The organism is Devosia sp. (assembly GCF_030689745.1).
GTDB classification, from domain to species: domain Bacteria; phylum Pseudomonadota; class Alphaproteobacteria; order Rhizobiales; family Devosiaceae; genus Devosia; species Devosia alba.
The window spans coordinates 1-12,836 of record NZ_JAUYGL010000073.1 but is presented as its reverse complement, the minus strand read 5'-3'; the positions used below and the strand labels follow the sequence as shown (position 1 = coordinate 12,836).

Below are 12,836 nucleotides of genomic sequence, written 5' to 3'. Positions count from 1 at the left end.
GTGGTTGGGGAAAGCCACGATCATCGCCGAACCGTGCTAGCGGTCGGTGCGTTCACCCTTGCGGAACGGAGTGAACTGGTCGAGCAGGTCCTGGTTGCGCTCGACGGACTGGCGTTCGTGCTCAAGATAGTCGGCGACGGCGGCGCGCAATCCTGGATGGGCAAGCCAGTGCACCGAATAGGTTGACGCAGGTGCGTAACCGCGGGCCAGCTTGTGTTCGCCCTGGGCCCCGGCCTCGACCACAGCCAGTTTGTGGGCAATGGCGTAGTCGATGGCCTGATAGTAACAGAGCTCAAAATGCAGGAAGGGGACGTCCCGGGTGCAGCCCCAATTGCGGCCGAAAATCCGGTCTTTGCCGACGAAATTGATGGCACCAGCAATCGGTTCGTCGCCGTCATAGGCCAGCATCAGCACGATGGATTCGGGCATGGTGGCGCTGATGCGCGAGAAGAATTCGCGGTTGAGATAGGGGCGGCCCCATTTGCGGGCGCCAGTGTCCTCATAGAAATCGTAGAAGGCGTCCCAGTGATGTTCCTGCAGATCGGCGCCCGATAGCCATTTGACGGAAAGCCCATCCATCAGTGCGTCGCGGCGTTCGCGGCGTATGGTCTTGCGCTTGCGTGACGACAGGGTCTCGAGAAACTCGTCAAAACTGGCATAGCCATCATTGTGCCAATGGAACTGCGTGTCGACGCGTTTGAGCCAGCCTGCGGCCTCAATTTCATTGGCCTCTGCTTCAGGTACGAAAGTGGCGTGCACCGAGGAGGCATGGCGCTGCAGCGCAAGCTGCTGGGCGGTCGAGAGCAAGGCGGCCCGCACAGATGCGTTCCCCGACGGCACCAGCAGCTTGGGGGCGGTCGCCGGGGTAAAGGGCACCGAGCATTGCAGCTTGGGATAGTAGCTGCCACCGGTCCGTTCCAGCGCATCGGCCCAGCCATGGTCGAAGACATATTCGCCCATGGAGTGGGATTTGAGAAAGAGCGGCATCAACCCGATGGGTGTCTCATCAGCATCGGACAGAACAATGTGCTGGGGCTGCCAGCCGGTGCTGGCGGTGGCGCAGCCCGATTCTTCAAGCGCCAGAAAAAACGCATGATCAAGAAAAGGATTGTCCACCTTGCCGTCGGTCGAGGGCGCAAGGGCATTCCACACGGCCGCTGGAATGCTGGCAGTGGAGGGATGGACGGTGGCCGTGTATCCGCTATCGGGCAATGTCGGGATTGAAACCTTCGAAGACAATCTGATCCATGTGGGGCCGGGCAGCCTCCGCTGCAACCTTGGACCGAATTGTCCCCGCCGTCACGGGCTTTCCCGGTGCTCGCCAGAACTTGATCGCCAGAGGGTCGAGCCGCGTGACGGCAGGCGATGAAATCGAGCCGGGTTGCCCGTGCAGCAGGTGCACCGGACTGTGATGGTCCAAAATGCCTAGACTTCGACTATCGCTTCGATTTCGACGGCGGCGCCGAAGGGCAGGGAGGCTACGCCAAAGGCGGCACGGGCGTGCTTGCCCTTCTCGCCCAGAATGGCGACGAGCAGGTTGGAGCAGCCATTGGCAACCAGATGTTGCTCGGTGAAGTCGGGTGTGGACGCCACCAGAACCGTAACCTTGACGATACGCTTGATATCCTCAAGCGGGACGCCGGCAGCGTGAACGATCTGGGAGAGGACGTTGAGCGCCGACAGTTCAGCGGCATTGCCACCCTGGACGACGTTCATGGTATCGCCGAGCAGTCCGGTGACCACGCCCTGATCGTTGGCAGAGATCTGGCCGGAGACGTAGAGCAGATTACCGCTGCGCGCGACCGGCACATAGCTGGCCACGGGTACCTTGGGGGCGGGCAGTTCATAGCCGTACTCGCGGAGTTTTTCGATTGGGCTGGTCATTTGGTCTTGCCTTCAGTTTGGTCGTCGTCCGGTTCTGCCGGCGGCGCCGGCCGAAATTTATAGAGCTTGCCGCGCACCACGGCCTCGCGGCCAAAGCGGGTGCGCACTCGATCCACCGCGCGCTCGGCGGCCGCCTTGCGGGCCACTATTGGTTCCAGCAGATCGGCCGGATCGCTGCCATCGGCGGCATCGATACCCGAAACACCGATTCCAATCAGCCGGAAAGCGGTGCCATCCACTTCGCGTTGCAGCAGCGACAGCCCGGTTTCATAAATGACATTGGCAAGCTGGGTCGGGATCATCAAGTGTCGGGCGCGGGTACGCAAGCGGAAACCGGTCGATTTCAGCTTTAGTGTCACCGTATCACCGACGATGTTTTTGGCCTTGAGCCGCTCGGACAGTCGTTCGGTGACCTTGAGCAGTTCGGTGGAGAGGGCATCGAGACTGCTGATGTCGGTGAAAAACGTGGTTTCAGAAGAAACGGTCTTCATTTCACCGTCGGTAGCGATACGCCTGCTGTCCTGGCCCCGCGACAGGCGGGCGAGCCGGGCGCCGGTTTCGCCATAGCGGCGCATCAGGCGCTCCGGGGGCTCATTCTGCAACTGACCGATGGTGACCAGACCGTCCTTGCGCAGCGTCTCGGCAAACACTTTGCCCACCCCGTAGATCAGGCTGATGGGTCTTGGTGCCAGAAATTGCAGGGTTTCTGCCACGCCGATCACGGCAAAGCCGCGCGGCTTATCAAGGTCCGAGGCAACTTTAGCCAGAAACTTGTTGTGGCTGAGTCCAACTGAAATCGAGACGCCGATCTCGGTTTCAACGGTGCGGGCGAAACGGGCCAACACCACCGCGGGTGGTGCCTTGTGCAGGGCCTGGGTGCCGGCCATGTCAAGGAATGCCTCATCGATCGAAATCGGTTCAACCAGTGGGGTCAATGCGTCCATATGGCTGCGGATCTGGCGGCTGACAGCGACATATTTGGCCATGTCGGGCTTGATGATCACGGCATCGGGGCACAGCTCTCGCGCCTTGAACATGGGCATGGCCGACCGCACGCCCGACTGGCGGGCAATGTAGCAACAGGTTGAAACCACGCCGCGAACGCCGCCGCCGATAATCAGTGGCTTGTCGCGCAGGCTGGGATTGTCACGCTTTTCGACCGAGGCATAAAAGGCATCGCAATCGACGTGGACGGTGGTGAGGGTAAACAGTTCGGGATGGCTGCGCAGACGGGGTGAGCCGCAGCGGGGGCAGCGGTCCAGGTCGCGGTCCGCCGTGCCGTATTCGAGACAGTCGCGGCAGAGCCAATCCAGCGCCAATCAATACTCCGTCCGGTTGATCTGATGGAACACCCGCATGAAGTCTTCGGGTGAAATTGCAGAATTTGCGCAGAGGGCGAGCAGAATCGGTTCGTTTGAGGCAAAATAGTCGACGAGGCCGCGTTGCAGGGCTGGCGTGCCGACGGCCTTGCGCAAGGCGTCGGGGTCCAGGCCGGCATGGTGCATGAAGGCCAGTAGCTCTTCTGGGTGCTCGGCGAGGTAGCCCAGGCAGGTGTCGGCAAGGGGTGCCAGGGATGAGGTCGCTTTCTCTGGACGGGGCAATACCGGGCTCGTTTGATGATTTGTAAGAGTTTTGATGCTAGCTGAAATGAGCGGCGAAGCGAAGTGCCGCTAGCGCTTAGCGCCGCAAGGAAGGCTCAATGCCCAAGACAGTGATGATCGTTGAAGACAATGAGCTGAACATGAAGCTCTTCAACGACCTGCTCGAATCGCGCGGCTATGCCGTCATCCAGACCCGCAATGGTATGGAAGCGCTTGATCTGGCGCGCGCGCATCACCCCGATCTCATCCTGATGGACATCCAACTGCCCGAGGTGTCGGGGCTGGTGGTGACCAAGTGGCTCAAGGATGATGACGAACTCGCCCATATTCCGGTGATTGCCGTCACCGCCTTCGCGATGAAGGGTGATGAAGAGCGGATTTTGCAGGGCGGCTGCGAAGGATATATCAGCAAGCCGATCTCGGTACCTCACTTTCTGGAAACTATTGCCCGCTATATTGGCCCGGCCTGATCGCGCAGCGCCGACTATGCACTCTGCCTGATCAGCCCGCTTGATGCCGGTGGTGGACGCTACCGGCCAGCGAACTGGTTTTTGGGGCTTATAGTGACCGCGCGCGTACTGATTGTAGATGATCTCCCGACCAATGTCCGCTTGCTCGAGGCGCGGTTGAGTGCGGAATACTATGATGTTGTGACGGCGTCTTCGGGGCCGCAAGCTTTGGCGATCTGCGACAGCCAGGATATCGACCTTGTGCTGCTCGACGTGATGATGCCCGACATGGACGGGTTCGAGGTCTGCCAGCGCCTCAAGAGCAATCCCCGGACCCAGCACGTGCCGGTACTGATGATCACTGCGCTCGACCAGACCTCGGACCGGGTGCGCGGGCTTGAGGTTGGGGCTGATGATTTCCTGACCAAGCCGGTTGATGACGTGCAACTGATGGCCCGGGTCAAAAGCCTCGTACGGCTGAAATCCTTGACCGACGAGCTGCGGGCGCGCGCCATGACGGGGCAGCAGATTGCTGTCGAGGATGCGTTGCGCGCAATGGACAGGATCAACACGGACGGCGGCGTCATCCTGATTGTCGACACCGATCTGCGTCACGCCGAGCGCATCAAGAGCTATCTCACGCCTGAACATGACGTCGACATTCTGACCAATCCGGCCGATGCAGTGTTCCAGGTGACTGGCGCCCAGTATGAGCTGGCATTGGTGGCGATGTCGCTAACCGAGTTTGATCCGTTGCGGGTGTGCTCGCAAATACGCACGCTGGAGCACACGCGCAATCTGCCGATCATTCTGGTTGCCGATGCTGCCGATAAGCCCAAGGTGGTGCGGGCGCTCGACTTGGGCGTCAATGATGTCATCTCGCGGCCCGTAGAACGCCACGAACTGGCGGCGCGGGTTCGCACCCAGATCCGGCGCCAGCGCTACGCCCTGGAGCTGCGGCAAAGCGTCAACAATACCATGGCGTTGGCGATAACCGACGACATGACCGGCCTCTATAATCGACGGTACTTCGACCGCCATTTGGGCGTGATGCTGAGCAAGGCTCAGGAGCTCAAGCGCGATATGGCGCTGATGATCCTGGACATTGATCACTTCAAGGCGGTCAATGATGGCCACGGCCACGATATCGGCGACGCGGTGATCCGCGAGTTTGCAGTTCGCCTGAAGCGTACCATCCGCGGCGTGGACCTTGCCTGCCGATTTGGCGGCGAAGAGTTCGTGGTGCTGATGCCCGATACCGACTTCCGCCAGGCCGAGGCCGTGGCGGAGCGGGTAAGGCAATCGATTGCCGATCGGGGCTTTGAGGTGGGCGGGCCACGCCCGCTCATGGTGACTGTTTCGGCGGGGGTGACGCTCAATGAAAGCGTGACTGACACCCCGGAATCGTTGATCAAACGGGCCGACGTGGCGTTGTATCGCGCCAAGCGCGAAGGCCGCAATCGCGTGGTGTTTGACGCCGCCTGAGCGATCGGTGCAATTGGACCCGTTAGGGTTATCTGTTATAATTAACAAAAGGTTGCTGGCTGCAGAGGCCCGGTTTGCCTTGTGTTTTGGCCGTTCGAGAGTAGGTTGCCCTCAACACCGACATGCCCCGTTACGGGGCGCTGTCGAGGGTTCCCCACGGCTCGTTTCAGGTCCGCCGCAACGCCTGAGACCCGTGGGGCGGTTGGTCCGGACGCGGACAGAGTGGCCTCTTCGACATGCCGCTCCGGACCAGCCACACTGTTCAAACAATTGCAGCACATTACCCGAAATCGCTAGCAGACTGCTAGCACTGGGCGGCGCCTATTACTGCCCGCCGCCAAGGGATAGCAAAAAGCCCCGCATCGCTGATGCGGGGCTTTTGATTTCGCAACGAAACGGCGACCAAATTACTTGATCTTGGCTTCCTTGAATTCAACGTGCTTGCGCACGACCGGGTCGTACTTGCGATACGACAGCTTCTCGGTCTGGGTGCGGGCATTCTTCTTGGTGACGTAGTAAAAGCCAGTATCAGCTGTCGACACGAGCTTGATCTTGACGGAAGCAGCTTTGGCCATTTGGTAGTCCTTCACAAAGCAATCGGCGCCGCGGATTCCCCGGCGCCTGAATTTGGCCGCAACCTACGGATTTGTCGCGGATTGTCAAGGTGACTTTCAGTCCGTCTGGCCGGTACCGAAGCCGTACATGCCATTGGCCCATTGCAGACCGACAATGGCGCCCTTGATCGAGGGCAGCATGGCGAGTGGCAGGATCACAGCGAGCGGGATCATCGTATAGAGATAGGTGAGCGGATTGACGTGCCAGGTCATGTCCATGTGCAGCATGACCGCCACCAGGATGTGGCCAACGATCATGATGGCGATGTAGGGCGGAAAGTCATCGGCGCGGTGCAGGTCGAGCTGCTCGCCGCAGACATCGCAGTTCTCGGCAACCTTGAGATAGGCCCTAAACATCTTGCCCTGACCGCAATGGGGGCACTTGCAGGTGGTGCCGCGCCACATGGCCTGACCAAGATCACGCTGTTCAACCGTTGCCTTATCTACCATCAGATTACCTCTTTTTGCGCCCCTTGGCGCCGAACGGCTTAAATGGGCGCTTGTTGCCACGTCTGACAGATGACGGATTGACGCGCGTGCCTTCCGAGAGCAGTTCGAACCGCAGGGCACCGGCAACCGGGGCTGCCTCCAGCAGCCGGACTGTGACCCGATCACCCAGGGTGAACTTCTCGCCGCCGCGCTCGCCGATCATCGACTGGCGCTCTTCGACATAGCGATAGTAGTCCTGACCCAGGCTTGAGGCGGGGACAAAGCCGTCGGCGCCGGTCTCGAACAGGCGCACAAACAGGCCGGAACGGGTGACGCCGGAGATGCGGCCCTCGAACTTGGCGCCGATCTTGGTGGCGAGGAACTGGGCCAGCAAGCGGTCGGCGGTCTCGCGTTCAGCGCGCATGGCGCGGCGCTCGGTGGCCGAAATATGCTGGGCAATGCTGGGCAATTGCAGCATCTCGCGTTCGGTCAGGCCGTCTTCGCCCAGATTGAGCGCCGTAATCAGGGCGCGGTGCACGATCAGATCAGCGTAGCGACGAATGGGTGAGGTAAAGTGCGCGTAGCGGTCGAGATTGAGGCCAAAATGGCCGTAATTCTCGGCATTGTACTCGGCCTGGGCCTGACTGCGCAGCACCATTTCACTGACCTGTTCGACATTGCCGGCCTTGCGTGACTGGGCCAGAATGCCGTTGAAGTCGGTGGCGCGAACGCTGTCGGACTTCTTGATCGCGATCTGCAGTGAGCCGAGGAAATCGCGCAGGGCCTGCAGTTTTTCCGACGATGGCTCGTCGTGCACGCGATAGAGCAGGGCGGACCGCTTCTGTTCAAGCGTTTCGGCGGCGGCAACATTGGCAGCAATCATCATTTCTTCGATGAGACGATGGGCCTCCAGCCGCTCTGGCACCCGGATATCGAGAACCATGCCCTTGTCGTCCAGCACGATCTTGCGCTCGGGCAGGTCAAGCTCCAATGGGCCGCGATGGTTGCGGGCATGGACCATGACATCATAGGCAGCGTAAAGCGGGCGCAGGATCGGATCGAGCAGTGGACCGGTCTGCTCGTCAACCTGGCCATCAATGGCGGCCTGGACCTGCTGATAGCTGAGTTTGGCAGCCGAACGCATCAGAATGCGATGAAAGCTGTGGTTGCGCTTGCGGCCATCAGCACCAATCACCATGCGGACAGCCAGGGCGGCGCGGGGCACGCCCTGCTTGAGCGAGCACAGTTCATTGGAGATGCGCTCGGGCAGCATGGGAACCACCCGATCGGGAAAGTACACCGAATTGCCGCGCAGATAGGCTTCGCGATCCAACTCCGAACCGGGGTGGACATAGGCAGCGACGTCGGCAATGGCGACGGTGACGATATGGCCTCCAGGATTGGCCGGATCCTGGTCCGGTTCGGCGTAGACCGCGTCGTCATGATCCTTGGCGTCGGCGGGATCGATGGTGATCAACGGCACGTCGCGCCAATCTTCGCGGCCCTTGAGATTGGCTTCAGTTGCCGCATCGGCCTCGCGGATCACCGATTGCGGGAACCGGTAGGGGATTTCCAGATTATGGATGGCGATCAGGCTGATGGCGCCTTCAGACATCGGGTTGCCGATGACGGCGGTGACCTTGGCGCGCGGGATCATCAGGCGGCCCGAAAGCTTGACCTCGACCTCGACAAGATCGCCATCGGCAGCCGTCAACAGATCGCCGAGCGGGATGCGCATTTCTTTGAGCTTGCGATCAACCGGCAGCAAGCGCGCGCCGTCATCATCCATGCGGACTATGCCGATCTGCCCGCGACGCGGCTTGTCGAGGATCTTCATCGCCTTGGCGGTGTAAACCGGAATCTCGGCCTCGCCGGCATCGATGCGGGCGAGAATGCGGTCCCCAGGGGCGGGAGCGACGCGCGCATCGCGGCCGCCGAGCACAGTGACGCGAGGCTTTTCGCCTTCCTCCTCGTTCCACTGCGCCGGATAGGCATGCAGGTCATCAGGATCAGCATCGAGGGGGATGTCGAGCACGGTGACATGGGGCAGGGCGGCGGTGCGGCGCAGCGCCTTGCGGGTACGGGTGATGACACCTTCGCCCTCGAGTTCTGCCAGCATGGCCTTGAACGGGCGGCGCATGTCGCCACGGATGCCGAACATCTTCGCCAGATCGCGCTTGCCCTTGATATCGGGCTGTTTGGCGAGAGCTTCGAGCAATTGTTCACGTGAGGGCAGGGCATCGGCCGCTGGTTTGCGGGCGCGCTTGGGACCGGAGAGGTTTTTGGGTTTGGTAATTGGAGGCCTGGCCATTGGGTCGTTTCTAATAGGGTATCGCATAGATAGGGCAATCGCGTCGGAATTGCCAATTTTGCTAACGTTATGTGAACGCGATCGTTGCGGTCGAGGGCTCACGTGTCGCCGCAGATGCGACTGACATCATCGGCGAGATGCTGACATCATGCAGGCTCAGATCCGTGATTCTCTGGTTTTCCGATGACCCAAATTCCCTTCTTCGACGGCCACAATGACACCTTGCTCAAGCTGCTGGAGGCCGAGGGGGACAAGACCAGGCTGTTCATCGAAGGCATGCCTGCTGCCGATATCGATCTGCCTCGGGCCAAGGCTGCCGGCATGGTGGGCGGATTCTTTGCCATGTTCCCGCCGCCGGTGAAGAGCAATGCCGGCGGCGCGGTGTCGGCTTCCGATAGCAAAGGCACGCTGCCACCCGAGTTGGGACTGGCCGATGCGCAAGCCTCGACCTTGGGCATGGCCGCGATCTTGTTGCAGCTCGAGCGTACCGGGGGACTGACCATCTGCCGGAGCGCCGCAGATATACGCGCCGCCACGGTTAGGGACACGCTGGCGGCCGTGATGCACATTGAGGGCGCCGAGGCCATCGACACGGATTTTTACGCCCTGGACGTGCTCTACGCGGCCGGGCTGCGCTCAATCGGGCTGGTGTGGAGCCGGGCCAATGCCTACGCCGCCGGCGTGCCGTTCCGCTTTCCTTCCGATGCCGAAATCGGACCCGGCCTGAGTGATGCCGGCAAGGCGCTGGTGCGCGAATGCAATCGCCGTGGGGTGATGATCGACCTCTCCCATCTCAACGCCGCCGGGTTCCGCGACGTGGCTGCGCTCAGCGACAAGCCGCTGGTGGCGACCCATTCCAATGTGCATGCGATCTGCGCCAGTTCGCGCAATCTGGTGGATTGGCAATTGGCAGCCATCGCCGAGAGCCGGGGCCTGGTGGGGGTGAACTATGCGGCCGGGTTTTTGCGTCCGGACGGACAATGGCAGAAAGACACTGATCTCGAGGTGATCGTACGCCATGTTGATGCGCTGATAGAGGCGCTGGGGGAAGATGGCGTGGCGCTGGGGTCGGACTTTGATGGCGCCATGGTACCGGCGGCGATGGGTGACGTGACCGGTGTGCCCAAACTGCTGCAGGCCTTGCTGGACAATGGCTATGGCGAGGCCCTGGTGCGCAAAATCGCGTTGGGCAACTGGCTGGCCATGATCGAACGCACGATCGGCTAATGCGGCGCGCGCGCCCGATCGAATGCGCAATCCAAAGCGGATTTGGCAAGCCCTACCAAGGGATAGGCACGTTACCTTAGCTGCGACAAACAAGCCCTTGAAAAGCCTGAATTTATGGCCATCTTAGAGTCGAGCCAAAAGCTCGTTCCCTGTTTGATCAGATTTTGCAGCTTCCGCCGTCATGGGTGCGAAGCTAGGAGGTAAAACATGCCCGCCCTTAGGCTCTGTCAATCGTGTGCTGGACCTCGGCCTCGTGCCGCTGCTCGCTGCCCATGGTGTCTGGCGAGCTACACATCGCCCCGACGTACTCCCGAGCATCTATTTGGGACCGCTGATGGTGAGAAAGGCGTGGCACAACAGATCTATGTTTCACCGCCGCCGGCAAGCCAATAGCGGGCTCGACGAGCCGGCTTGGCCGGATTGTCAGTCTGCGACTAAACGCCCATCGCTATGTGCCAGCCAATGGCCATGATGGGCACGCGGTGTCTGCCGGAAACGACGACACCGCTGGGGCTCGAGCGCTGAACAGCCAGGCGCTCGCCCCGATTTTCCTGACCCACTTGCCCCGGCCATGCGCCGGGGCTTTTTGTATCTGCGCTACGACCGCGCCGACGCGGCGCTAGAACGGGACGTCTTCGTCGGCAACGACCTTGCTTGTCGTGGATTTCGTGGCAGTTGGTTTCTTGGCAGCCGTCTTTTTGGTGGCCGTCGTCTTGGCGGCTGCGGTCTTTTTAGCGGCCGGCTTCTTTGCCGGGGCCTTCTTTTTGGCTGGGACCTTTTTTATCTTCTTGCCGGTGGCTTCGGCGCGGGCAGCAATCCATTCAACGGCCTGCTCAAGCGTTACCGCCTCAGGCTGGATGTCCTTGGGGATCGTGGCGTTGATCTTGCCCTGATTGACATAGGGGCCATAGCGGCCAGCGCGAACGGTAATCGGACCGCCCTCGTGCTCGAAGGTCTGAATGGCAGCCACCGCACCAGCGCGCTTGAAGCCGCCAGCGGCCTTCTGCGCCAGCAGATCGACGGCGCGATTGAGGCCAACGGTGAACACCTCTTCGATATCGGGAAGATTGGCGTATTTGCCATCGCACAGGATGAATGGACCATAGCGCCCCAGGCCAGCCGTGATGGGCAGGCCGGTTTCGGGGTGCAGGCCCACATCACGGGGCAGCGAGAGCAGCTTGAGCGCGCCTTCCAGGTTGAGGGTCGCCGCGTCCCAGCCCTTGGGGATGGAACTGCGCTTGGCCTCCTTGCCGCCGGCATCGCCGAGCTGGACATAGGGGCCGAAGCGGCCGGTCTTGAGAAAGACTTCTTCGCCCGATTCCGGATCGGTGCCGAGCACGCCGTCGCCGGCAGCGGCTTCAGGGGACTGGCCACTGGCGGCATCCGAGAGCTGCATTGTGTGCTTGCATTCGGGATAATTCGAGCAGCCGATAAAGGCGCCGAACTTGCCCAGCTTGAGCGAGAGCTGACCTACTCCACAGGTGGGGCAGAGCCGTGGATCGCCGCCGTCTTCCTTGGGCGGGAAGATGCGGCTGGCCAGGGCGTCGTTGAGGACGTCCAGGACCTCGGAGACGCGCAGATCCTTGATCTCGGTGGTGGCGGCGTGAAAATCCTTCCAGAAGTCGCGCAGCACCTGCTTGTAGTCCAGAGTGCCAGCCGAAATTTCGTCAAGCTGCTCTTCGAGGCCTGCGGTGAAACCGTATTCAACATAGCGGTTGAAGAAGTTTTCAAGGAAGGCGGTGACAATGCGGCCGCGATCTTCGGGATGCAGGGCCTTGCCCTCAAGTCGGACATAGTCGCGGTCCTTGAGCGTGGTCAGCGTGGCCGCATAGGTTGAGGGTCGGCCGATGCCGAGCTCTTCCATCTTCTTGATCAGGCTGGCTTCGGTATAGCGGCTGGGCGGTTGGGTGAAGTGCTGCTCGATATCGACCGACTGCAGCGCCGGCTTGTCGCCGACGGCCAGGGGCGGCAGTTCGCGGCTTTCCTCGTCCGCATCATCGGGCTCGTCGGATTTGACCTCGACACCATAGAGCTTGAGGAAGCCCGAAAAAGTCACGACCGAGCCGACGGCGCGCAGCTCGACAGCGCGACCGGGGACATTGACGGCGATATCGACCGTAGTGCGGTCAATCTCGGCCGATTTCATCTGGCTGGCCAGGGTGCGGCGCCAGATCAGGCCGTAGAGCTTGGCCTGGTCGGCATCGAGACTGAGGCTCTCGGGGCGCTTGAACATGTCCGTTGGGCGGACGGCCTCGTGCGCCTCCTGGGCGTTCTTGGCCTTGGTCTGGTAGATGCGCGGCTTGTCGGGCAGGTATTCTTCGCCGAAATATTTGCCGATCACCGAGCGGGCCATGGCGATGCCCTCGGGCGCCATCTGGACGGCGTCGGTTCGCATATAGGTAATCAGGCCGTCTTCATAGAGTCGCTGGGCGATCTGCATGGTGCGATTGGGCGACAGGCCCAGGCGCGAGCTGGCGTCCTGCTGCAGGCTCGAGGTGGTGAAGGGCGCATAGGGATTGCGCTTGGTCGGCTTCTTGTCGACGGCCGAAACGTTGAACTGGCCGGCTTCGATGAGCTTTTTCAGCTCGGCGGCATTCTCGCCGTCTTTGATGGCCAGCTTGTCGGTCTTCTTGCCATCGACCGAGAGGAGTCGGGCGAGGAAGCTCTTGCCGGACTGGGCCAGCTTGGCTTCCACTGACCAATACTCATCGGGCTTGAACTTTTCGATCTCGCTCTCGCGATCCGAGACGAGACGCAAAGCCACGGACTGCACGCGGCCGGCCGAGCGCGAACCCGGCAGCTTGCGCCAGAGGATGGGCGAGAGGGTGAAGCCGAC

Annotated in this window: 11 protein-coding genes; 3 read left to right on the top strand and 8 right to left on the bottom strand. The window is 61.2% G+C overall.

All coding sequences use genetic code 11. The features are described 5' to 3' along the window. Positions 1-36: 36 nt before the first annotated feature. From Q8O80_RS06300 to Q8O80_RS06285, 4 genes are all read right to left on the bottom strand, one after another. The gene (locus Q8O80_RS06300; RefSeq protein WP_305578081.1) at positions 37-1,212 is read right to left on the bottom strand and encodes a GNAT family N-acetyltransferase; all 1,176 of its coding nucleotides are present in this window, start codon (positions 1,210-1,212) and stop codon (positions 37-39) included. Between the two features lie 213 nt (positions 1,213-1,425). Then, entirely contained in the window at positions 1,426-1,884 is a 459-nt protein-coding gene (locus Q8O80_RS06295) for a RidA family protein (protein ID WP_305578079.1), read from the bottom strand. Continuing rightward, complete coding sequence (locus Q8O80_RS06290; RefSeq protein WP_371136124.1) at positions 1,881-3,203, bottom strand: DNA polymerase IV; 1,323 nt, start codon at positions 3,201-3,203, stop codon at positions 1,881-1,883. The genes Q8O80_RS06295 and Q8O80_RS06290 overlap by 4 nt, the downstream gene beginning before the upstream one ends. Continuing rightward, the gene (locus Q8O80_RS06285) at positions 3,204-3,485 is read right to left on the bottom strand and encodes a DUF3572 family protein (protein WP_305578077.1); all 282 of its coding nucleotides are present in this window, start codon (positions 3,483-3,485) and stop codon (positions 3,204-3,206) included. 98 nt (positions 3,486-3,583) lie between these two features. Between Q8O80_RS06285 and Q8O80_RS06280 the strand changes: the two genes are divergently transcribed. Together Q8O80_RS06280 and Q8O80_RS06275 are read left to right on the top strand one after the other, a co-directional pair. Beyond that, positions 3,584-3,955: a response regulator gene (locus Q8O80_RS06280; RefSeq protein ID WP_108459298.1), complete on the top strand. Its 372-nt coding sequence runs from the start codon at positions 3,584-3,586 to the stop codon at positions 3,953-3,955. Between the two features lie 93 nt (positions 3,956-4,048). After that, a complete protein-coding gene (locus Q8O80_RS06275) occupies positions 4,049-5,419 on the top strand; it encodes a PleD family two-component system response regulator (RefSeq protein WP_305578074.1) in 1,371 nt (456 codons plus the stop codon). A 407-nt stretch (positions 5,420-5,826) separates the two neighbouring features. Here Q8O80_RS06275 and rpmG read toward each other — a convergent pair whose 3' ends face one another. From rpmG to rnr, 3 genes are all read right to left on the bottom strand, one after another. Then, the gene (gene rpmG, locus Q8O80_RS06270; RefSeq protein ID WP_305578073.1) at positions 5,827-5,994 is read right to left on the bottom strand and encodes a 50S ribosomal protein L33; all 168 of its coding nucleotides are present in this window, start codon (positions 5,992-5,994) and stop codon (positions 5,827-5,829) included. A 96-nt stretch (positions 5,995-6,090) separates the two neighbouring features. After that, the gene (locus Q8O80_RS06265) at positions 6,091-6,483 is read right to left on the bottom strand and encodes a DUF983 domain-containing protein (protein WP_305578071.1); all 393 of its coding nucleotides are present in this window, start codon (positions 6,481-6,483) and stop codon (positions 6,091-6,093) included. 4 nt (positions 6,484-6,487) lie between these two features. Beyond that, entirely contained in the window at positions 6,488-8,773 is a 2,286-nt protein-coding gene (gene rnr, locus Q8O80_RS06260; RefSeq protein ID WP_305578069.1) for a ribonuclease R, read from the bottom strand. 183 nt (positions 8,774-8,956) lie between these two features. On the opposite strand from rnr, the gene Q8O80_RS06255 reads away from it, so the two are divergent. After that, a complete protein-coding gene (locus tag Q8O80_RS06255; RefSeq protein WP_305578067.1) occupies positions 8,957-10,000 on the top strand; it encodes a dipeptidase in 1,044 nt (347 codons plus the stop codon). A gap of 619 nt (positions 10,001-10,619) precedes the next feature. Here the strand turns inward: Q8O80_RS06255 and topA are convergent. Continuing rightward, on the bottom strand, positions 10,620-12,836 hold a 2,217-nt coding region (topA, locus tag Q8O80_RS06250; protein ID WP_305578064.1), incomplete at its 5' end, for a type I DNA topoisomerase.